This is a genomic window from Marinomonas lutimaris (assembly GCF_019426345.1).
In the GTDB taxonomy this organism is placed as follows: Bacteria; Pseudomonadota; Gammaproteobacteria; order Pseudomonadales; family Marinomonadaceae; genus Marinomonas; species Marinomonas lutimaris.
Genome location: NZ_JAHLLW010000001.1, coordinates 77,777 through 100,037 on the forward strand (window position 1 = coordinate 77,777; position 22,261 = coordinate 100,037).

At 44.0% G+C, this 22,261-nt stretch carries 20 protein-coding genes; 12 read left to right on the top strand and 8 right to left on the bottom strand.

The genetic code is table 11. The features are described 5' to 3' along the window. Window positions 1–35: 35 nt before the first annotated feature. Both phoB and phoR read left to right on the top strand, forming a co-directional pair. Window positions 36–731 carry a phosphate regulon transcriptional regulator PhoB gene (gene phoB / locus KPL72_RS00340; RefSeq protein ID WP_048814168.1) on the top strand — a complete coding sequence of 232 codons (696 nt, stop codon included), beginning with the start codon at window positions 36–38 and terminating at the stop codon, window positions 729–731. Beyond that, window positions 728–2,074 (top strand): phosphate regulon sensor histidine kinase PhoR, encoded by a 1,347-nt coding sequence (gene phoR, locus KPL72_RS00345; protein WP_219701091.1) that lies wholly within the window; start codon window positions 728–730, stop codon window positions 2,072–2,074. Before phoB ends, phoR begins: the two co-directional genes overlap by 4 nt. 53 nt (window positions 2,075–2,127) lie before the next feature. Here phoR and KPL72_RS00350 read toward each other — a convergent pair whose 3' ends face one another. Continuing rightward, window positions 2,128–2,970: a response regulator gene (locus KPL72_RS00350; RefSeq protein ID WP_219701092.1), complete on the bottom strand. Its 843-nt coding sequence runs from the start codon at window positions 2,968–2,970 to the stop codon at window positions 2,128–2,130. Next, window positions 2,970–3,749, bottom strand: a complete 780-nt coding sequence (cysZ, locus tag KPL72_RS00355) for a sulfate transporter CysZ (RefSeq protein ID WP_100187276.1) — start codon at window positions 3,747–3,749, stop codon at window positions 2,970–2,972. Before cysZ ends, KPL72_RS00350 begins: the two co-directional genes overlap by 1 nt. Before the next feature lie 342 nt (window positions 3,750–4,091). On the opposite strand from cysZ, the gene KPL72_RS00360 reads away from it, so the two are divergent. The 8 genes from KPL72_RS00360 (at window position 4,092) to KPL72_RS00395 (ending at window position 12,629) form a co-directional block, all read left to right on the top strand. After that, window positions 4,092–5,702: a peptide ABC transporter substrate-binding protein gene (locus KPL72_RS00360; protein WP_212917013.1), complete on the top strand. Its 1,611-nt coding sequence runs from the start codon at window positions 4,092–4,094 to the stop codon at window positions 5,700–5,702. Between the two features lie 172 nt (window positions 5,703–5,874). Then, window positions 5,875–6,795, top strand: a complete 921-nt coding sequence (gene oppB, locus KPL72_RS00365) for an oligopeptide ABC transporter permease OppB (protein ID WP_212917014.1) — start codon at window positions 5,875–5,877, stop codon at window positions 6,793–6,795. Between the two features lie 12 nt (window positions 6,796–6,807). Continuing rightward, the gene (oppC, locus tag KPL72_RS00370) at window positions 6,808–7,734 is read left to right on the top strand and encodes an oligopeptide ABC transporter permease OppC (protein ID WP_212917015.1); all 927 of its coding nucleotides are present in this window, start codon (window positions 6,808–6,810) and stop codon (window positions 7,732–7,734) included. A 9-nt stretch (window positions 7,735–7,743) separates the two neighbouring features. Then, window positions 7,744–8,733: an ABC transporter ATP-binding protein gene (gene oppD / locus KPL72_RS00375; RefSeq protein ID WP_219701093.1), complete on the top strand. Its 990-nt coding sequence runs from the start codon at window positions 7,744–7,746 to the stop codon at window positions 8,731–8,733. After that, a complete protein-coding gene (gene oppF, locus KPL72_RS00380; protein WP_219701095.1) occupies window positions 8,733–9,734 on the top strand; it encodes a murein tripeptide/oligopeptide ABC transporter ATP binding protein OppF in 1,002 nt (333 codons plus the stop codon). Before oppD ends, oppF begins: the two co-directional genes overlap by 1 nt. Window positions 9,735–9,935: 201 nt before the next feature. Continuing rightward, window positions 9,936–10,463 (top strand): putative pterin-binding protein, encoded by a 528-nt coding sequence (locus KPL72_RS00385; protein WP_212917018.1) that lies wholly within the window; start codon window positions 9,936–9,938, stop codon window positions 10,461–10,463. A 2-nt stretch (window positions 10,464–10,465) separates the two neighbouring features. Next, window positions 10,466–12,304 (top strand): sensor histidine kinase, encoded by a 1,839-nt coding sequence (locus KPL72_RS00390; RefSeq protein ID WP_219701097.1) that lies wholly within the window; start codon window positions 10,466–10,468, stop codon window positions 12,302–12,304. Next, on the top strand, window positions 12,297–12,629 hold the full coding sequence (locus tag KPL72_RS00395; protein ID WP_219701099.1) for an Hpt domain-containing protein: 333 nt from the start codon (window positions 12,297–12,299) through the stop codon (window positions 12,627–12,629). Before KPL72_RS00390 ends, KPL72_RS00395 begins: the two co-directional genes overlap by 8 nt. Before the next feature lie 22 nt (window positions 12,630–12,651). Here KPL72_RS00395 and KPL72_RS00400 read toward each other — a convergent pair whose 3' ends face one another. The 6 genes from KPL72_RS00400 to KPL72_RS00425 form a co-directional block, all read right to left on the bottom strand. Beyond that, the gene (locus KPL72_RS00400; RefSeq protein ID WP_219701101.1) at window positions 12,652–13,152 is read right to left on the bottom strand and encodes a GAF domain-containing protein; all 501 of its coding nucleotides are present in this window, start codon (window positions 13,150–13,152) and stop codon (window positions 12,652–12,654) included. Window positions 13,153–13,297: 145 nt separating this feature from the next. Further along, window positions 13,298–14,011, bottom strand: a complete 714-nt coding sequence (gene phoU / locus KPL72_RS00405; protein WP_219701102.1) for a phosphate signaling complex protein PhoU — start codon at window positions 14,009–14,011, stop codon at window positions 13,298–13,300. Between the two features lie 14 nt (window positions 14,012–14,025). Next, the gene (gene pstB / locus KPL72_RS00410; RefSeq protein WP_212917023.1) at window positions 14,026–14,856 is read right to left on the bottom strand and encodes a phosphate ABC transporter ATP-binding protein PstB; all 831 of its coding nucleotides are present in this window, start codon (window positions 14,854–14,856) and stop codon (window positions 14,026–14,028) included. Window positions 14,857–14,876: 20 nt separating this feature from the next. Then, window positions 14,877–16,577: a phosphate ABC transporter permease PstA gene (gene pstA, locus KPL72_RS00415; RefSeq protein ID WP_219701795.1), complete on the bottom strand. Its 1,701-nt coding sequence runs from the start codon at window positions 16,575–16,577 to the stop codon at window positions 14,877–14,879. Window positions 16,578–16,588: 11 nt separating this feature from the next. Next, on the bottom strand, window positions 16,589–18,850 hold the full coding sequence (locus KPL72_RS00420) for an ABC transporter permease subunit (RefSeq protein ID WP_212917024.1): 2,262 nt from the start codon (window positions 18,848–18,850) through the stop codon (window positions 16,589–16,591). 130 nt (window positions 18,851–18,980) lie between these two features. Next, the gene (locus tag KPL72_RS00425; RefSeq protein WP_219701104.1) at window positions 18,981–19,949 is read right to left on the bottom strand and encodes a PstS family phosphate ABC transporter substrate-binding protein; all 969 of its coding nucleotides are present in this window, start codon (window positions 19,947–19,949) and stop codon (window positions 18,981–18,983) included. Window positions 19,950–20,329: 380 nt separating this feature from the next. Between KPL72_RS00425 and KPL72_RS00430 the strand changes: the two genes are divergently transcribed. After that, complete coding sequence (locus KPL72_RS00430; protein ID WP_212917026.1) at window positions 20,330–20,866, top strand: TRAP transporter small permease subunit; 537 nt, start codon at window positions 20,330–20,332, stop codon at window positions 20,864–20,866. Continuing rightward, window positions 20,866–22,254, top strand: coding sequence for a TRAP transporter large permease (locus KPL72_RS00435; protein ID WP_212917027.1), 1,389 nt, complete (start codon window positions 20,866–20,868; stop codon window positions 22,252–22,254). The genes KPL72_RS00430 and KPL72_RS00435 overlap by 1 nt, the downstream gene beginning before the upstream one ends. Window positions 22,255–22,261: the final 7 nt, after the last annotated feature.

Here is a 22,261-nt window from a genome sequence, read left to right on the forward strand (position 1 = left end):
TTAATGAAACCGTTCCTGAGATGAGGATAAATCCTGTGACCGGTAAAAAAGTATTAATTATTGACGACGAATCTTCCATACGCGAAATGATCGCCATTGCACTTGAAATGGCAGGCTACGAGTATTTGGAAGCAGAAAACATTCAGCAAGCCCATGAAATCATTGTGGACCACCGTCCAGATCTGATTCTTGTAGATTGGATGATGCCTGGTGGTAGCGGTATTGAGCTGACTCGTAGATTGAAAAAAGACACTACGACGGCTGAAATTCCGGTCATCATGCTGACGGCGAAAAGTGAAGAAGACAACAAAATCCAAGGTTTAGAAGTGGGTGCGGATGATTACATCACCAAGCCTTTTTCACCACGCGAGTTAGTTGCACGACTCAAAGCCGTATTACGTCGCGCGACGCCTCAAGGGGTTGATGAACCAATTGAAATCGAAGGCCTGACCCTTGATCCAATTAGCCAACGAGTTACTATAGGCAGTCGTCCTTTAGACATGGGGCCGACAGAATACCGTCTACTAAAATTCCTTATGACCCATCAAGAGCGTGCCTATTCAAGAGCGCAATTGTTGGATCAAGTATGGGGTGGAAATGTCTACGTTGAAGAACGTACCGTTGATGTTCATATACGTCGTTTACGCAAAGCCATTGGTAGCACTCATGATTTCTTAATACAAACCGTACGAGGAACAGGCTACCGCTTCTCAGCAAAAAGGTCCGTATGAAAACAGTTTGGCGAAACACCATTATTACTTGGCTCGCGGGGCTAGCAGCCTGCATTGTAATAGGTCTAATAATTGGTCAATTATTGGGTGTTTTGCTGCTGTACACTTTAGGTTCTTTATACTGGCAGCTTTATCAGCTATACCAATTTCATAATTGGCTGCGTCATTCTGGTCGTGCAGCCCCGCCGGAAGCCAGCGGTATTTGGGGCGAAGTGTTCGATGCTGTTTATCGTCTGCATAAGAAGCAACGTAAATCTAAACGCCGCATGCGCCAAGCCCTAACAAGAATTGAAAGCTCCACAACCGCCTTAAAAGAAGGCGTTATCATGGCAGATAACCAAGGTAACTTGGAATGGTGGAACAACTCGGCTGCCCACTTTCTCGGCTTGATGCGACCTGTCGATCGTGGTCAAATCATCACCAATATTGTTCGTAGTCCAGAATTTTTCCGTTACTTTAGTCAAAAGCGCTTTGGTGAACCTTTGGTCATCAAGTCTCCAGCCAAAGACGGTGTGTATTTAGAAATTCAAACCACACTATACGATAAAAATGATCATCTCATTTTTGTTCGTGATGTCACGCGTTTACACTTGCTAGAGCAGATGCGAAAAGACTTTGTCGCCAACGCTTCCCATGAATTAAAAACACCACTTACCGTTATTAAAGGCTACTTAGAAACTCTCGACATGTTCAAGGACAGTCTGCCTAAAAGCATGCAAAAAGGCATTGTAAATATGTCTGAGCAATCTGAGCGAATGGAACAACTCATCGAAGATCTGCTACTGCTATCTCGTCTAGAAAGCAATGATAAGCGCGAAGAAAACCAGTGGCATAAAGTCTCAGATCTAGTTAAAACCATCACCAATACGACCACGCCTATCTTGACGGACAAGCACACCATTGCTTTACAAGTTCCCGAAGAAGCTCGTCTATACGGTTCTTACAAAGAACTATACAGTGCGTTTTCAAACCTGATTTTTAACGCCATAAAATATTCACCGGATGGTGGTGAGATTGAGATAAAATGGGAATCCAGTGAGTTTAACGGTGTTTTCTCAGTAAAAGATTCAGGACTAGGCATAGAGCCAAGATACATCCCTCGCCTCACAGAACGTTTTTTCCGTGTCGATAAAGGAAGAGGCTCCAAAACAGGCGGTACAGGACTTGGCTTAGCTATCGTAAAGCATGTGTTATTGCATCACGACGCCAAACTGCAAATACGCAGTCAACCAGGTTTCGGCAGTACCTTCTCTTGCCACTTCCCCGCGAATCGAACCAGAAACGATACGATTCCGGCGCTACCTATTCCTACAGACGATAACCAAGATTCACCAAGTCATTAAATCCCATCCCCTTATCTTCAAGGGGAGGGTTAGGGAGGGGTTGGTAACGAGATTTATAAACTATCAAACAACTGGCTAATAAACGCCTCTTTCTCGCTATCCTGATCGATCAAACTCAAGATAACCGTCAAAAAGGTCGAGTCGTGTTTTTTCTCTGTGGTAGCAACGGATTGGACATAATAATTCAAACGATTCACTGCGCCTTTGTGTTCAAGATCCAATACCGCCTGCCCCAAGACTTGTGGCACAACATCATCACTCTTAATAAACATAGTCGCTTCCGTTTTACTAAACTGAATAATCATGCAACGAAATTGCTTGTTTTCGAAGCGTACCATGGTCGGGATTTTAACATCCTTTACTAGCACAGCAGGCGCATCGGGGTTGGTGAACTTGGTAGCCTTCACAGGAGTGCTTTTGCCTGCGCCCATTAAGACATCTAACGATGCAGAGCTTACGCCACCAGGAGAGACAGATTCACGGGCTTTTTGAGACGTCAGCTTCTTATCAAGGCCATGCTTTTTCGCAGCCGATATGACTTTGTTAGCGAGCTGTTCACTAGAAAATGGTTTGCCTAGATAATCCGTCACACCTGATTGAACAGCTTCCACCACATGGCTTTTATCACCACGGCTAGTAATCATCAAAAATGGCACGTCTTCTTTTTTGTATTTCGGTTGTTCTCGGCACCACTTAAGCAGCTCGACGCCTGTCATTTCAGGCATTTCCCAATCGCACAACACCATATCAAACTGAATTTTATTTAACATTTGTTGTGCTTTACGTCCATTCACCGCCTCTTCAATTTCAACCGCAGGAAACTGCTTACGCAATGTGCGCCGAATCAAGTCACGTGTAAAAGAGGCATCATCTACTACCAAAATTTTTAACGACATCACAAAGTTCCATTAGTACGATCTAACAAGGCAGAAAAATCCCCATGTTGTGATCTGAAAACCGAAATCCACAATAATGTGGCAGCTACAACAGCAATCGGCATAACGAATAGGTTAAAGAAAGGAATCGTCAAACCAACCATTACTATGCCGCCAAATGTCCAACATAACAAAGGTTTGGAGCGTAATGCCATTCTCATGTCATGAAATTTAACCTTATTATTATCAAAAGCATAATCCATATATTGCAGGGATAACATCCAAGCCGAAAACAATAGTAATAATACTGGAGCAATAACATTAACAAGAGGGATAAAAGACAATAACAGTAACAAAATAAAACGAGGTAAAAAATACAATATTTTCTGGCATTCTCGCTGTAAACTGCGACCAACTATCGCGATAAGAACGCCAGCCGTCAGCGTTTCATCAAAAACCTTCCCTGTTTCCTTTTCTTCTACTTTTTCTGCTAGAAACGCCATAAAAGGCGCCGCCAAAATATTCACACCTACTGAAAAACTATAGAACAAAAGTACACTAATAATAGCGGCAAATATCAAATAAAAAAGCCAATTCAAAAAGGATACCCATTCAGGTAAATACCCCATTGCTGAATCCATTAAGGTCTGAAAATAGCTAAAGGCGACCATATACAATAGGCCCACCAAAACAAAATTCGCCAACAAAGGCGCTAATATAAACAGCCTTAAATCTTTCGAAAAAACCAAAGGAAACGCTTTTAAAAAAGCCCCGGCGGCTTTAAATGGGTGAGTGATCACGATGCTGCATTACTCCTAAAGTTAGACCCTTCGATCAAATTTATCTAAGAGCTACAGAATATCATGACGACTTTCTCGGCTCCACATAGCCTTTCAAATTGAAGACTCATAAACGTAATGAACAACAGCTTCAAGCCTTGTAGACACTAAACATGCAATTTTCACTGCTCTTTTATAAAGCTTACATTTATTAGACGCATGACCTGATACGCAATTTCGATTGTGACCTTTAGCGAATTGGTGAACTATGAAACCGTAAGACGAATACGAACCAGTGCAGGTATCGCGTCTGAATATAAAAAGCACATTCACAAAAGTTAACTCACAAGGGACACTATAAAGATGAAAATGACATTACTCGCCAGTGCCATCATGGCAACTTCTTTCTTCGCTCTGCAAGCTCAGGCGGCAGACGTACCAGCTGGCGTAGAACTAGCGGCTAAACAAGAACTTATCCGTGGCGGCGGCTCAGAGCCTGCAACTATGGACCCACAGAAAATGGAAGGCACACCCGCTTCCATTCGTTCTAAAGATCTCTTCGAAGGTTTGTATAACCAAGATGGTGATGGTAACCAAGTTCCAGGTGTCGCCAAAAGCTACGATGTAAACGACGACAACACACAATACACCTTCCACCTTCGTAAAGATGCGAAATGGTCTAATGGCGATCCTGTCACCGCAGAAGATTTTGTTTTCGCTTTCACACGTGCTGTCGATCCTGCACTCGCTTCACCATACGCATGGTTCATGGAAATCCCATCTATTGTTAACGCAACTAAAATCATTGCGGGTGAAGCAAAGCCTTCAACACTGGGTGTAAAAGCCCTAGATGCTTATACATTCCAAGTCACGCTTGAACGTCCAGTACCTTACTTTGTAAAAATGACCTCTCATCAAACTATGTTCCCAGTGCCTAAAAAAGTGGTCGAAAAATGGGGCGATGATTGGACTAAACCAGAACACATGGTGTCTAACGGCGCATATAAAATGGACGAATGGGTTGTTAACGAAAAAATGGTTTTCACCCGCAATAAAAACTATTGGAATGATGCAAAAACAATCATCAATAAGGTTACCTATTTACCTATTGAATCCCCTAATGCTGAGCTAAAACGCTTCCAAGCAGGTCAAATGGATCTTAGCTATGAAATCCCCAATGACCACTTCAAACAGCTTATGCGAGACATTCCTGATGAAGTTGTCGTAACACCAAAACTAGGTACCTATTACTACGATTTCAATAAAACCAAAGCGCCATATAACGATGTTCGAGTTCGTAAGGCCTTGTCTTACGCTATCGACCGCAACGTGATTACTCAGTTTGTGACGGGCACAGGTGAACTACCTGCGTATTCTTTCACACCAGAAGTAGTAAACGACTTTTCACCGGCAACACCTGAATACGCAACTTGGTCACAAAAAGAACGTGACGATAAAGCCAGAGCCCTATTAGAAGAGGCCGGTTATGGGAAAAGCAATCCACTGTCTTTCAGCTTGCTTTACAACACCAACGAAAACCATAAGAAAATAGCCATTGCGATCGCTTCAATGTGGAAAAAAACCTTGGGCGTTAACGTTACTCTAGAAAACCAAGAGTGGAAAACCTACCTAGAAACGAAAAAGCATCAACAATTTGATGTAGCGCGTGCAGGTTGGATTGGTGACTACAACGAAGCCTCGACTATGTTAGATCTTTTAACCACTACTCACGGTAATAACGACGGTAAATACAGCAACGCAGAATACGACAAGCTATTGCACGATGCGCGTACCATGCAGCACCCTGCCGAGAACTACAACAAGGCAGAAGAAATCGCCATTGAACAAGATATGGCCGTTGCGCCTATTTATCAATATACCGAAAAGCGTTTAGTAAAAAGCTATTTAGGCGGTTACATGCCTAACCCAGAAGACAACGTTTACGTGCGTGACATGTACATCATCAAGCACTAAGCCACTGTTTTATATATTGAGTAGTACGTTTTTATATATTGAGTAGTACGTTTTTATATATTGAATAGTACGTTGTAAACCATGCCCAGCGCAAAAGCGCTGGGCATCTCTTGAACTCCCTACAGGTTCCTAGTATTAGCCGCCCTTTATAGCGCCTAATCCGGTAATTTTTATGCTGACATTTATTTCAAAACGCATTTTAGAAGCCATTCCAACATTGTTGATTTTAATTACGGTTTCTTTTTTCTTAATGCACTCTGCCCCCGGCAGCCCATTTACCAGCGAACGCGCTTTACCACCCGAGGTGTTGGCAAACATTAACGCTAAATACCATTTGGATGAGCCAGTCATTAACCAATATTTTTACTATCTTGGTGGCTTGCTTCAAGGTGATCTAGGACCTTCTTTTCGCTACAAAGATTTCACTATTAATGAACTGATTGCACAGAGTTTCCCTGTCTCTGCTGAGATTGGTATCTGGTCTTTTCTTGTCGCTCTACTTATTGGCGTGGGTTGCGGAATAATCGCGGCACTGCGCCAGAACTCGTGGTTAGATTACAGTGTTATGGGCTTTGCAAACCTTGGGATCGTGCTGCCGAATTTTGTTTTGGCTCCGTTGTGTATCCTGTTTTTCTCTATTTATAATCATTGGTTACCGCCCGGTGGCTGGAATGGAGGGGCTTGGCCTTATTTGGTGATGCCTGTTATTGCCATGTCCACTAGCTATATTGCGCAGATCGCACGTATTACTCGCGGTAGCATGATAGAAACCATGCACTCCAACTTTATCCGTACCGCACGAGCAAAAGGCCTACCGAAGTATCGCATAATCTTTCAGCATGCTTTGCGCCCCGCCATGCTGCCTGTTGTTTCCTATCTTGGGCCTGCATTCGTCGGCATAGTGACAGGTTCTGTTATTGTCGATGTGTATTTTGGTACAGGCGGTATTGGTCAGCACTTTATCAATGGCGCATTGAATCGCGACTATTCCATGGTCATGGGTGTCACCATTTTGGTCGGTACATTGACGATTCTATTCAATGCTATCGTCGATATTTTATACGCTGTTATTGATCCGAAAATTCGCTACTAAGGCCTCGCTATTATGATTACTACGAAAGACAAAATTCAGGCCGTCGAACAGTTCGCCGAAAAAGTGGTGGAAGTCGAAGGTCGCAGTTTATGGCAAGACGCCCGTCGTCGATTTTTTTCTAACCATGCCGCAGTGACTAGCTTAATTATTCTGCTGCTTATTACCGCCATTGCTTTGCTTGGCCCGTTTTTCAGCCAATGGAATTACGACGATATCGACTGGGAAGCACTGTCTGACATTTCCACTTTAGGTCGTCCAAACATTGAAAACAGTCATTACTTTGGTACTGACACCCTAGGCCGCGATATTTTTGTTCGTACCATGCAAGGCGGACAAATCTCGTTATTGGTTGGCATCATGGGCAGCGTAGTGGCTATCGTTATTGGTACGCTTTACGGCGCGGCATCAGGTTACATTGGTGGACGCGTTGACAGTGTGATGATGCGTTTCTTGGAGATTCTGAACTCTTTCCCTTTCATGTTCTTTGTGATCATCCTGATGACCTTATTTGGTCGCCATATCTTCTTGATCTTTGTCGCCATTGGCGCGATTTCATGGCTCGATATGGCGCGGATAGTTCGCGGTCAGACCTTGAGCCTGAAAAACAAAGAATACATCGAAGCAGCTTACGCTTGCGGCGTGTCGACACCAAAAATCATCTTGCGCCACATTGTGCCAAACGTACTCGGCATCGTGGTTGTTTATGCCACGTTGTTGGTACCGAATATGATTTTGCTTGAGTCTTTTATCAGCTTCTTGGGACTCGGCGTTCAAGAGCCTATGACCAGCTGGGGCGCATTGATTTCTGAAGGCGCTCAAAATATGGAAATTGCTATTTGGCAATTGGCTTGGCCGCTTGGTTTCCTAGTCGTGACTCTGTTTTGTTTTAACTTCCTCGGCGATGGCTTACGCGATGCGCTTGATCCAAAAGACCGCTAAGGAGGCTTTATGAGCTTATCAAGTCAAAAGAATTTATTAGAAGTAAATAACTTACGAGTGAATTTCAGAACGCCCGATGGTTTTGTAACCGCGGTGAATGATCTGAACTTCACCTTAGCCCAAGGTGAAACCCTAGGCATCGTTGGCGAGTCTGGTTCTGGTAAAAGCCAAACCGCATTTGCTCTCATGGGCTTATTGGCTGGCAATGGCATTATTGAAGGGGAAGCACGCTTTAACGAGCAAAACATTCTGACCCTGAATGAAAAAGCCATGAACCGCATCCGCTCCAAAGAAATTGCCATGATCTTCCAAGATCCAATGACCTCATTGAATCCTTATATGAAGGTCGGCAAGCAGTTGATGGAAGTCTTGATGCTGCACAAAGGCATGAGCAAAGCCGAAGCGTTTGAAGCATCAGTCAAAATGCTCGACGCAGTGAAGATGCCAGAAGCGCGTAAGCGCATGAACATGTATCCGCATGAATTTTCTGGCGGCATGAGACAGCGTGTGATGATCGCTATGGCGTTATTATGCCAACCTAAGCTGTTGATCGCCGATGAGCCAACCACCGCCCTAGACGTCACCGTACAGGCTCAAATTCTGACCTTGCTGAACGAATTAAAAGACGACTTCAACACCTCCATCATCATGATCACTCATGATTTGGGCGTGGTCGCTGGCTTATGCGACAAAGTGTTGGTGATGTACGCCGGACAAACCATGGAATATGGCACCGCAGAAGATGTGTTTTATCGCCCTACGCATCCGTATACGCAAGGTTTATTAAAAGCCATTCCTCGCCTTGATGGCAATGACGAAAAACTCTCCACCATTCCAGGCAACCCACCTAACTTGCTGCATATGCCATCAGGCTGTCCATTCCAAGCCCGTTGTGAGTTTGCCAGAGAACGCTGTGGAGAAAGCATGCCTGAGCTAAAAGAGTTTGCACCGGGTCAACTACGAGCTTGTCATAAATCCGTTGATGGATGGGTCGCCTAATGAACACTTCAAATAACGTATTAATGGAAGTGAACAACTTAAAAGTACACTTCAACATCAAGTCAGACAATGCATGGCCATGGGAAAAAGGCCAAGCACTAAAAGCCGTAGATGGCGTTAATTTGACCATTTACGCTGGCGAGACACTTGGCGTGGTGGGTGAATCTGGCTGTGGTAAATCTACGCTTGCCCGCGCTTTACTTCGCCTTGTGCCAATTACCGAAGGCAATGTGGTTTGGCTTGGACAAGATCTAACGGACTTAGACAAAAAACAAATGCGCAGCAAGCGTCAAGAGCTGCAGATGATCTTTCAAGACCCCTTGGCGTCGCTTGATCCGCGTATGACGGTGGGCGATATCATTGCAGAACCACTTAGAACCTTTCGTCCAGAATTATCAAAAGAAGCGGTAAAAGCCGAGGTTCGCGCCATCATGGATCGCGTGGGGTTATTGCCTAACGTGATTAACCGTTATCCTCATGAATTTTCAGGTGGCCAATGCCAGCGCATCGGCATTGCTCGCGCTTTGATTCTCAAGCCTAAGTTAGTTGTATGTGACGAGCCAGTTTCTGCGTTGGACGTTTCTATCCAAGCGCAAGTGGTTAATCTATTGAAAGAGTTACAAGCGGAAATGGGCTTGTCTTTGGTATTTATCGCCCACGACTTAAGTGTGGTAAAACACATTTCAGACCGGGTTTTGGTTATGTACTTAGGCAATGCGGTTGAATTAGCCAGCAAACGCGCACTGTACGAAAATCCTCAGCACCCATACACCAAAGCCTTGTTGTCAGCGGTACCTGTTCCTGATCCGAGAGTAGAGCGTGGTAAAAAGATCCAGTTATTGACTGGCGATTTACCATCACCAATCAACCCACCGTCAGGTTGTGTTTTTCGTACTCGCTGCCCTCATGCCAATGAAGGCTGTGCGCAACAAAAACCGACTTTGCAAGTGTTATCGAATGAGCACCAAGCCGCTTGCTCGCGACTTGCAGACATAGCTTGATACATCCTATTTAAGTACGAAGTAGATACAGGTAAAAACATTAAGCCGTTTTGTGATTTCTCAATTAAGAAAGCCCAAAACGGCTTAATTGTTACTAAACCTTCAGTTCTTTCATTTCAAAGCGAGTATTCATCACACAAGCCCGCTATTTTTGTCTATCATATAGATCTGTTAAATTAGGCAGCATTAAGGCTTTTATTTATGCGTTTATACTCTTCTTATACAAATCTAAATCCTCTTGTATTACTGTTTTTATGTGTTATGTCTATCGCGTCCTACGCGGCAGATAAACCAAAAGGAAGAGTTTTACTCACTGTATCGGGTGCAATCGATACTGCAAATCTACAACCAGAATCAACGTTTGATTTAGCGATGCTAAACAGCTTGCCTCAATACACCATCACTACGCATAATCCATGGACAAAAGGTATTCACACTTACCAAGGTTTTTCTGCCGCTGACCTACTAAAGCAGTTAGGTAGTACTGCTACATTTTTACAAGTCACAGCTCTTAATGAATACATGACGGAGATTCCTCTCAGTGACTTTACGGAAAACGGCGCGATTTTGGCAACTCATCTAGACGGAAAGCCTATGAGTGTTAGAAACCTCGGTCCTATCATGATGATTTATCCATTTGACGAACACGAAGAGCTTAAATCTGAAATGTTTTATGGCCGTTCTATTTGGCAAATTGATCGCATCAAAGCGATTGTAGGAACCGAGTAAACATGGAACGCTTGTTTAAAGGAAACACTTGGCTATCCAAATTCAAGCTATGGGTTCTGTATGGCTTTATTGCTTTCATTATTGCCATCACCATCGCTGTATTTGGCATTATTACTTACACCAGTGATAGCTCAAAAAACAACAGTCGGCGCGTATTTGAAAGCTCTTTGTGGAATACCCTACAGCTACAAATACAGTCATATCGTTTTCTCAATTACTTGATAGAATTGGACGAAGCCGATTACCCCCTTAACGGTAATGCTTTTTTTGAGTATGACCTGTTAATGAGTCGAGTAGACTTACTTAGACAAGGAGACGTAGGCTCTCTGATCCGCACCTTTGAAAGCGGCCGCACTACCAGACTGTTGAATATTATTAACGGTGAATTAGAACTACTCAGTTTCAATTTATCTAAAATAGAAAGCGGCGATACTTCCTACCTACCAGATTTAATTGAACGCATTCAGCGCATCGAAGAGCAAATCAATGAGTTTGTCACCTTAGTGAACAAAGGCAGCAATGAATTCATCAGCAACCAGCATAAAACATTGCAGAAGAATTTAGATGATATTCAACTACTCTCAATGGCGCTTCTAGCATGCCTATTATGCTTGTGCTTTTTTACTGTAAAAGGATTAACCGAGCTTAGAAACGTCATTAAGCGCAATGATGAACTTAAACTAGGAATTCAAACTGTCCATGAAGACAAAGCCAATCTGCTGTCTTTTATTAGCCAAGAAATACGTTCTCCGATTAATGCCATTTTGGGAACCGCTAAAACACTGAATTGCACAGAGTCAAAAAATGACACAGGGGTGCTATCAAAGCATATTGAAGAATCAGGTCATCAGTTACTACAAACTATCGAAATGCTTTCTGACCTAGCGCTCATTGATGCCAAGCAGCTAACACTTAACCCAACGACCGAGTGCTTACAAAAGAGCATAGAAGATTACCTGGCTATTTTTGAGCCGCAGATGACGCGCAAAAATTTGCAGAGCATCCTCTATATTGATCCTCTTCTACCTAAAGATATCAGTCTAGACTTTATCCGAACCAAAGAGATCATCGTTGCTCTGCTACAAAATGCGATTACCTATACCTCATCAGGTAGCATAAGTTTACAAATTAGGCCTTCAGCGCTAAACGCACCTCAACTACCACTTGTTCCAGACACAAAAGAAATCAGAGTGATGCAAATAGCCCTTAGAGACACTGGGCTAGGTATGCCAAATGAATTACAACAAAATTTAAGAATCAACCCATCTTTGCCAATGCAACAAGAAGGTCCTTTGCCCAGTAAAGTGGGCTTGAGTCTGGCTTTGTGTCACAAATTGGTTTATCTCATGCAAGGCGAGATGCATTTTTCCTGTGCGCCACAAAAAGGCTGTGAGTTTTGGGTCGATATTCCATATTACGTTCCGAGTACCAACTTACCGACATCGTCTGCTTTTCACTGTACTGAGCAAACACAAGCATTGGTCATTGAAACGGACACGCATCTAGCCAAAATTATTGGCTTACAACTTGCCACGTTCAATATTGATGCTATCTTTTCAAAGGATGGCAGCCTGCAAGAATACAAAGATTACGATCTAGTGATTCTAGGGAATACACCGCGATTTGAACGAGATGGCAATGATGCACTGCAGCAATGGAAAGCAAAATCTTGCCCTATTCTTGGCTATAACCCCCAAGCGATTAGCCACCCAGAGCACTCAATCATACCATTACATTTTCCGCTCACGCAGACCCAACTAGAGCCACTTATAGCGGGACTCTTTTCACCGAAAAAAACAACATACAAAGACATATCGTCAAAGGCTCATAAAAATGATTGATCACGCCCATCTAGACTCTCTAATTCAACTGCTAGGGAAAGACACAATTAACGCTATACGCTTGGAGTTTGTTGACGACAGCACCGAAAAAATGGTGCAGCTTAAGCAAGCTTGGGAAAAGAGAGACTATCAAGAATTAAGGCATGTGAGCCATTCACTCAAGTCCGCCAGTTTAAACATGGCAATGCAGCTATTTGCCAAACAATGTCAGTTGATTGAAGAAGCGGCAACACAACAAAGTGATCAAGACATGCAAGCCATCATCGATGGCCTACCTGCCGTTCATCAAACGTCATTAGACGAACTTGAAGTGCACTTTTTATAACAAAAGACTCAACAAGGTTGAGTTAGATTGACCAACTGAAATCTGTGGCTTCAATAAAAGTTGCCACAAAAGACTCCAATCCAGCTTGATCAATCTCAGAGAAACGGCCAACCTTCGGGCTGTCCATATCAAACACTGCCATTAATTTACCACCAACGACAACAGGAATAACCACCTCGCTCGCCGACGCGGCATCACAAGCAATATGACCATCAAAGGCGTGAACGTCTTCAATACGTTGCGTCTGTAAAGTAATCGCCGCCTTACCGCATACACCGCGACCGAACGGAATGCGAGTGCAAGCAACCTTGCCAACATAAGGTCCAAGCACTAACTCTTCGCCACGAGAAAAATAGAAACCCGACCAATTCAGATCCGTCACCGTTTGCATAACAAACGCCGAAAACTGCGCGGCATTACAGATAAAATCGCGCTCTCCACTTAGCAAAGCCGCTAACTGAGCATTAAGCTCTTGATAAGACTCTTCAAGCGAGCCAGTAGAATGAGTTTCTAAGTTAAACATCGTATTTCACACCCGTTAAAACGAAAAGCAGATGATAACAAAGTCAATGAAAAGAAGAAGGTAGGAAGCGTAATAATAGAAAGAGAGAATCGGCAAAAATCAACCTCTTGGCTCATCAAGAGAACCAAGAGGTTGATAACAACACTTATTTTTTATTCAAATCAGCAGAAAGATCATTCACATTGACGTGGCGAACATCAACGCCTTTCACCATGAAGATTAAATGCTGGCAAGTATGACGAGCGTGATCGCCAATACGCTCTAAAGAACGTAATACCCAAATAACGTTGATCACACGAGAAATACTGCGAGGATCTTCCATCATGTAAGTCACCAATGAGCGCATTGCCGTATTATATTCCTGGTCTACCGCACGGTCTTGTTTCGCCACCTTGATAGCCGCTTCAATATCCAAACGAGCATAAGCGTCTAAAGAGTCATGAATCATACGAGACACCATTTGACCGATACGGTTGATCTCAACGTAACCACGAGGAGATTCACCTTCATTGATCAGATTCAATGTCAGGTTGGCGATTTTTTTCGCTTCGTCACCAATACGTTCAAGCTCACTGACTGCTTTGCTGATCGACAAAATCATGCGCAAATCAGACGCTGCAGGTTGGCGCTTAGCCAAGATACGACGACACTCTTCGTCAATTAAACCATCTAGCTGATTCACCGTTGCGTCTTGGTTTTTCACGTCTTCCGCCAAAGAACCGTTTGCATCTAATAAAGCTTGTACCGCGTCTTGCACTTGGTTTTCAACAACACCACCCATGGTTAAAAAGTGTTGGCGAAGCAGTTCCAGCTCGTTGTTAAACTGCTGAGAAATATGATCCGTTGTTAATTCTTTCATAATGCGTCCTCCGCCTAGCCGTAGCGGCCCGTGATGTAGTCTTCTGTTTGTTGTTTGCTTGGGTTAGTGAACAAAGTGTTCGTGTCGCCAAACTCAATCAAATCACCCATGTACATAAACGCTGTGTAATCAGATACGCGCGCTGCTTGCTGCATGTTGTGTGTCACAATCGCGATGGTGAACTCGCTTTTCAACTCATGGATCAATTCTTCAATCTTCAAGGTTGAAATAGGGTCCAACGCCGATGCAGGCTCATCAAGCAATAGCACTTCTGGTTTTACCGCAACGGTACGAGCAATAACCAAACGTTGCTGCTGACCACCAGACATTCCCAAAGCGCTTTCGTGTAGACGGTCTTTTACTTCGTCCCACAAAGCCGCAGAGCGAAGTGCCCATTCAACCGTTTCATCAAGTAAACGTTTTTTGTTAATGCCCTGAATACGAAGGCCATAAGCGACGTTTTCATAAATGCTTTTTGGAAACGGGTTTGGCTTCTGGAACACCATACCAACACGACGACGTAGCTCAGCAACGTCTGTGCCTTTCGCGTAGATGTTCTGATCACGTAAGTTGAGTTCACCCGTAATACGGCAACCATCAACCAAATCATTCATGCGGTTGAAACAACGCAATAACGTCGATTTACCACAACCAGAAGGCCCGATAAACGCTGTTACCTTTTTCTCTGGAATGACCATGTTTACGCCTTTCAGCGCTTCTTTTTCACCGTAATACAGGTGCAAATCGTTTACAGATAGGCAAACGGTTTCATCTTCAATGCGCAATGCCTGTTGGCTACGCTGCATTGCTGAAATATCAATTGAGTGTGTTTTAACGTCGCTCATAATAATCTCTTCTCCGCCGCTTACATTTCCAGCGATTTGTATTTTTCACGTAAATGATTTCGGATAGTTACTGCTGACAAGTTTAACAAAGCAATAACTATCACCAGCAATAAGGCTGTTGCATACACCAATGGTCGTGCGGCTTCTACGTTCGGACTTTGGAAACCCACATCATAAATATGGAAACCTAAGTGCATGAATTTTTGATCCAAATGGATGTAAGGATAGTTACCATCCAATGGCAACGATGGCGCTAATTTCACCACACCCACCAACATCAACGGTGCTACTTCACCCGCCGCTCGCGCTACCGCCAAAATAACCCCAGTCATAATAGCTGGACTCGCCATAGGCAGAACAACACGCCATAAGGTTTCAAATTTCGTTGCGCCTAATGCTAAGCTGCCCTCACGGACGTTGCGAGGAATACGCGATAAACCTTCTTCGGTTGCCACAATCACCACAGGCACAGTCAATAGCGCTAGTGTGATAGACGCCCACATCAAACCGCCCGTACCAAAGGTTGGCGATGGCAAGGCTTCTGGGAAGAACGCTTGGTCAATACCGGAACCTAGGAAGTAAATAAAGAAACCTAAACCAAATACACCGTAAACGATGGAAGGTACACCAGCTAAGTTGTTTACCGCGATACGAATAATACGAGTTACCCAACCTTGAGACGCATATTCACGTAGATAAACCGCCGCAACCACACCAAATGGCGTTACCAGAACTGTCATCAGCAGAACCATCATGACAGTACCGAAAATGGCGGGGAATACACCACCTTCTGTATTGGCTTCACGTGGCTCGTCTGACAAGAACTCCCACAATTTAGTGAAATAGAAACCCATCTTCTGAGGCACACTCATCGCATTAGCACGGTAAGCATGAACGATTTTCGCCACAGGCATTTCATGCTCAGAGCCGTCCATCACTTGCACAACAAAGGTATCGCGATTGATTTTGGCGTAAAGATCAATCAGGCTTTGCTGAAGACCTTTGTACTCTTCATCGTATTGACCACGCTCTGCGGCAAGATCTGCCGCTGCCGCAGGTGTTAGCTTGTTTTCTAGCTCTAAACGACGTTGCTCAAGACGAATACGCTCAAGTGCGTAGTTGATCTTACCAATGTCTTTTTTCTCAATTTCATGGATCTCATCGAAAATAACCGCTGCACGTTCGATGCTTTTTTCGAAAGTATTCCAAGTCGCCATAGCAGAATCAGTTGGCGTCAGATCCGTGGTTTCAGAAACAATCTTGCCATCTTCTTTCACCGCTTTCAGATAACCGTATAAGTTACCCCACTCACGACGTTCCGCCGTGAATAGCATCTCTGGACGCTTAGAGTCTGTTAGATATTCATCAATGACCCAACGGAAATCCGAACCATATACATCACGGTTACCGGTTTTCATCAGAGTACGTTGCATCAACTGATGCTCATCAGGAATATTAATCCCCGCTTCACGTAGCTGAGCCGCTGGCACTTCAACACTTTCCACACGTTCTGCAACAAGGTTGTATTCAGAGTCACCAGGCAAAGCATAATGCGTTTCCACTACATCCGCAGGCCAAAAATGCCCTAGACCACGAACGGCAATCAGTAATAACAAACCCACAACCATGATGACAGAAATAGCCACAGCGCCCGCATTTAACCACACCCATGGATCACCAGATTTAACCCATTCGGATACGGATTTTTTCTTCATTTTCATTTCAGTACTCATTATAGCGACCCGTATTTTTTGCGTAGGTGCTGACGCACGGTTTCAGCGATTGTGTTCACCACAAAGGTGAAGATAAAGAGCACAAACGCCGCTAAGAACAAGATGCGATAGTGAGAGCTACCCACTTCAGATTCAGGTACTTCTACTGCCAAGTTGGCCGCTAGCGTCCGCATACCTTCGAAGATATTGAAGTCCATAATCGGAGTATTACCCGTAGCCATCAGTACGATCATGGTTTCACCAACGGCACGACCCATACCAATCATTATCGCCGAGAAAATCCCAGGGCTCGCTGTTGGTAAGACGACACGAGTCATGGTTTGCCAGTAGGTCGCACCCAATGCCAATGAACCTTGAGTTAACGCTTTTGGTACACTAAAAATGGCATCTTCGGTAATCGAGAAGATAGTCGGGATAACCGCAAAGCCCATAGCAAAACCCACCACCAGCGCATTACGTTGGTCAAAGGTGATACCAAGGTCGTGAGTAATCCAGCCGCGAATGTTGCCACCAAAGAAGTTCAATTCAATAATTGGACTCATTGCCAAACAGAACCAAGCTAAGAAGACGATGACAGGAATAAGCAGCAATGGCTGCCAGCCATCAGGTACCAACCAGCGGATTTGCTGAGGTAAACGTGACCAAATATAAGCAAACAATAGAATTCCAACCGGCAGGACGACGAAAATACTGAACGTCGCCGCTAGGTTTTCTTCTAAGAAAGGCGCAAAGAACAAACCCGCTAAGAAGCCCAAAATTACAGTCGGCAAGGCTTCCATCAACTCGATCACAGGTTTAATCTTACGACGTAGCGCTGGCGCCATGAAGTAAGCCGTGTAAATCGCACCACAAATTGCCAATGGTACCGCCATCAACATCGCGTAAAACGCCGCTTTCAAGGTACCGAATGCTAATGGCATCAAGCTGTATTTAGGCTCGAAGTCATTATTTGCCGCAGAAGACTGCCAAGTGTAAGTCGGCTCTTGATAACCTTCGTACCACACCTTGCCCCACAAAGAAGACCAAGAAACTTCTGGATGTTCATTATCTACATTGAAGAAATGTAAACCTTTGCTGTCTTCCAACAACAAACCATTCGCACGCGGTGCAAAGCTAATCAGACGAGCCGTGTTATCGCTCAATTTTTCATTAATCACTTGGCGAGTCGATGTTGCGTTATAGATAGCAACCAAACCGCGCTCATCAAGCGTTGCAAAGCCTTTACGACGTTGCTCCATTGCCAAATCAACTAAGGCAACAGGTTGTTTAACATCACGAATGAAGGTCAGTTTTTCTTCGTTTGTGTCATTGTTACGAACGTTAAACCACTGGCTCACTCGACCAGAAGAATCTGCCACCATGATAGACGATTTACCTAATAGGTAACTCATTGAAATAAGTTTGGTGTTGGCGTCTTTGAACAGCGACATTTCATCTTTGAGTGCAATGTTATCGAAGTCACGTAGATCAAATTCACTCATAGCACCAGAGCGTGTCGCAACGTATAAGTAACGCTGATCACCACTAAGTAACATGCTGGCCACATCAGGAACGAAAGGTAATGGCTCGCTTTGCTCGCTCAATTCCACTTCTTCGGTGATGAAGTTCACTTCTTTCGATACTTTAGTGATGGCGCTGCTTGAATCGCCAATCGCCGCCATGGTTAGGCTGTCGCTGCCATCACGAAGGGTTAACTTCTTGATGGCAAAATCTGCCACATCGACTGGCTCTTCGCCATAAGGGTATTCAACCACTGGGGTGATTTTACGTTTGCCATCAGGGTAAGACGTTTTGTAATCATGCTTCACGATTAATGCTTTACCATCTTCATAACCAAATGCCATCAAATGACTGGTATCAGATTCAACAGCAAAGGCAGTGACTTTTTCAGTACGAAGATTTTTAACGGTGTCGATCACACTGCCATCAGCAACAGAGAAGAAGACGATACTGCCATTACTCGCTACTCGCATACCGATTTCAGTTTGTTCTTCGGTCGTTAAGTAGAGGCTTTCACCTTGGTCCTGTGCAGGCAAGGTGTAGCTTGCCTTAGGATCAATACTGGCGCTTGAAAACAATGGCGCCACTTCATAAAGTAAATAGAAGCAAATAAGCAGTACAGCCAAAATAACACTGCTACCGCCTACCGCAATACCCATTCCAGCCATACGGTCTTTCAGGGCGCGAATTTTACGATGACGCTTTAAAGCTGGCGTATTGAAATCCAGTTCAGGCATCTGATGGTCAGTTAATTTAGTCATCCGCATTCATCTTTGTTGTGTGACATTTTTTATGTGACAGTAGTGTGACAGCCGTGGAACAGAGAAAAGTAGGAGAGCGTTTCGGCCCTCCTACTTTAAGCATCTCGTCCGTAGCTCGCTACAAGACTACTTAGTTAATACCTAGATCTTTCAAGTACTTGCTCGCTACTTTCGCTGGAAGAGGAACATAACCGTCTTTTACGACAACCTCTTGACCCATTTTAGAAAGTACCATTTTAACGAATTCACGTTGTAGTGGTTCAAGCGGCTTATTAGGCGCTTTGTTTACGTAAACGTAAAGGAAACGAGACAGTGGGTATTTACCAGTCGCTGCGTTTTCAATCGTTGCATCAATAAACTCGCCACCTTCTTTCTTAGTCAAAGGAACAGCACGTACAGAAGACGTTTTGTAACCGATACCAGAGTAACCAATACCGTTAAGAGAAGTAGAGACAGACTGAACAACAGACGCAGAACCAGGTTGCTCGTTTACACTGTTTTTGTAGTCACCTTTGAAAAGGGCGTGCTCTTTAAAGTAGCCGTAAGTACCAGATACTGAGTTACGACCAAACAATTGAATGTCACGTTTCGCCCAAGCGCCGTCTAGGCCTGCTTTCCCCCAGTTAGTGATGTCTTCTTTGTGACCACCTTTACGGGTAGAAGAGAAAATCGCATCTACTTCAGGAAGAGACAAACCTTTGATTGGGTTATCTTTATGAACAAATACTGCTAGCGCATCGATAGCCACTGGAATAGCAGTTGGCTTGTAGCCGTATTTTTTCTCAAACGCTGCGATTTCTTTGTCTTTCATTGTACGAGACATAGGACCGAAGTTTGATGTACCTTCAGTTAGTGCTGGTGGCGCAGTAGAAGAGCCAGCCGCTTGAATTTGAATGTTTACATTTGGGTATAGACGCTTGAAGTCTTCTGCCCACATGGTCATCAAGTTTGCTAGGGTGTCAGAGCCAACACTTGAAATATTGCCAGAAACGCCACTTGCTTTGCTGTAAGACATCAAATTTGAATCAACATCTGCAAAAGCGTTAACAGAAACGCCTACTGCCGCTGTCATCGCTAAACCTGCAACTAGTTTTTTCATCACATAAACCTCAGTGGTTGTAGTCAAATATTTATGAGCGACTGCCCATAGCTCGTTCGATGGTTTGTACTATAGGAGAGTTATGTGACAGAAATGTTAAACAATGAAATATTTCAAAAATAAATTATGAGTCCTTACAAAAAGAATAGAAAAACGACATAGCATTAAAAACAACAACCCGCTCTTTTTTATTGCGTTTCTTATCAATTTTGTATCAAAGAACCACCTAATTTCCGTTAAATGTCTTCTAACTTACCATTCACGACGTCTGTAATATTCCCAAGAGTGATGTTATCCAATAGACTAACCGTCCGGATTTTATAGGCACTGTGGCCTCGCTAAACTTCCGATAAAAATGATTAAAAACTGTGGGTATTTTAATGTTAAACAAACTGGTCAGTTCAGCTGAGGCGATTTCCCATTACATGGGACGATGCGTTGCTTGGCTTACGTTAGCGATGATGCTGCTTACCTGCCTCATCGTGCTGCTGCGTTATGGCTTTGATATTGGTGCAATCGCGCTGCAAGAGTCTGTGCTTTATATGCATGCCATGGTCTTTATGTTGGGGGCGGCGTACACCTTTAAAGACGACGAACATGTTCGCGTTGATGTTTTTTATCGTGATTTTTCTGTCACTAAAAAAGCCTGGGTGAATATCATTGGCGGTCTTTTCTTCCTTTTGCCATTCACGCTTTACACCGCGTATTTGAGCTTTGATTACGTGAGCGCTTCGTGGCGAGTATTAGAAACCTCTCCTGAACCTGGCGGCTTGCCTTTTGTGTATCTGCTAAAAACGCTTATTCCCATCATGATGATTAGCCTGATCATTCAAGGTGCAGCCGATATTTTGAAAAATATTGGCGTTGTGACTGCGGCTCGCTCCCTCATTAATAGACAGGCTAAAGGACAAAACTAATGGCTGAATTTATTCCTTTATGGCTGTTTGCCGGTGTTTGTGTCTGCTTACTGTTTGGTTACCCTGTGGCGTTTTCTTTGGGCGGCACCGCGCTGATTTTCGCAGCGGTTGGCTCTATGTTCGGCACCTTTGATAGTGTTTTCTTAGAAGCCTTACCAAACCGTTTATTCGGTATTGTCGGCAATGAAACACTAATCGCGGTGCCACTATTTGTCTTAATGGGCGTTTTGCTCGAAAAATCCAAGCTGGCTGAAAAGCTACTCGACTCCATGGCCATGCTGTTTGGCACCCTGCGTGGTGGTTTAGGCATTTCGGTTATTTTGGTAGGTATGTTGTTAGCAGCAAGTACCGGTATCGTTGGTGCCACCGTGGTGACCATGGGCATGATTTCGTTACCAACCATGTTGCGTCGTGGCTACGATCCCGCATTGGCCGCCGGTACTATTTGTGCGACAGGTACCTTGGGACAAATCATTCCACCCTCTATCGCTTTGGTTCTATTGGGCGATGTGATGTCCAATGCTTATCAAAAAGCACAATTAGAAATGGGAATTTTTTCACCTAAAACCATCTCTGTGGGAGATTTGTTTGTTGGTGCGTTGATTCCTGGCTTAATCTTGGTTGGGCTTTATATCCTTTACGTCATCATGGTGGCTTGGTTACAGCCGCACAAAGCACCAGCTGTGCCTCGTGAAGAATTACGTAATGGCTCAAACGAATCCTTAGCCGTTCAGCTTTTTAAAGGATTGGTTCCGCCTTTAGTGCTTATCTTCGCGGTATTGGGATCGATTCTTAGTGGGGTTGCAACACCAACTGAAGCAGCTGGTGTCGGGGCCCTTGGCGCAGCACTGCTAGCGCTAGGAAGTGGTAAGTTGAGCCTTCCAACCTTAAAAGACGCTGTGTATTCGACGACTAAAGTCACCTGCATGGTGTTCATGATCCTGATCGGCGCCTCTTTGTTTTCTTTGGTGTTCCGTGGTTTTGGTGGCGAAGAATTGATTCAAGACTTCTTCTCGCAACTTCCTGGCGGCGTTGTTGGCGCAATGATCGTCGTGATGCTGCTAATGTTCTTCCTTGGCTTTATTCTAGACTTCATTGAAATCACCTTTGTAGTTGTACCAATTGTTGCGCCTGTATTGTTAGCAATGGGGTTAGATCCTGTGTGGTTGGGCATTATGATGGCAATCAATTTGCAAACATCATTCCTAACACCACCATTCGGATTCGCGCTGTTTTACCTGCGTGGCGTAGCGCCTCCAGAACTGAAAACTCAGTCTATTTATAAAGGCGTAATACCTTTTATTCTTATTCAGGTTTCTGTGTTAATCATGTTATCTATCTGGCCAGATCTAGCCACTTGGCTACCTGAACAAGTCTATGCAGACTAAGGACCTC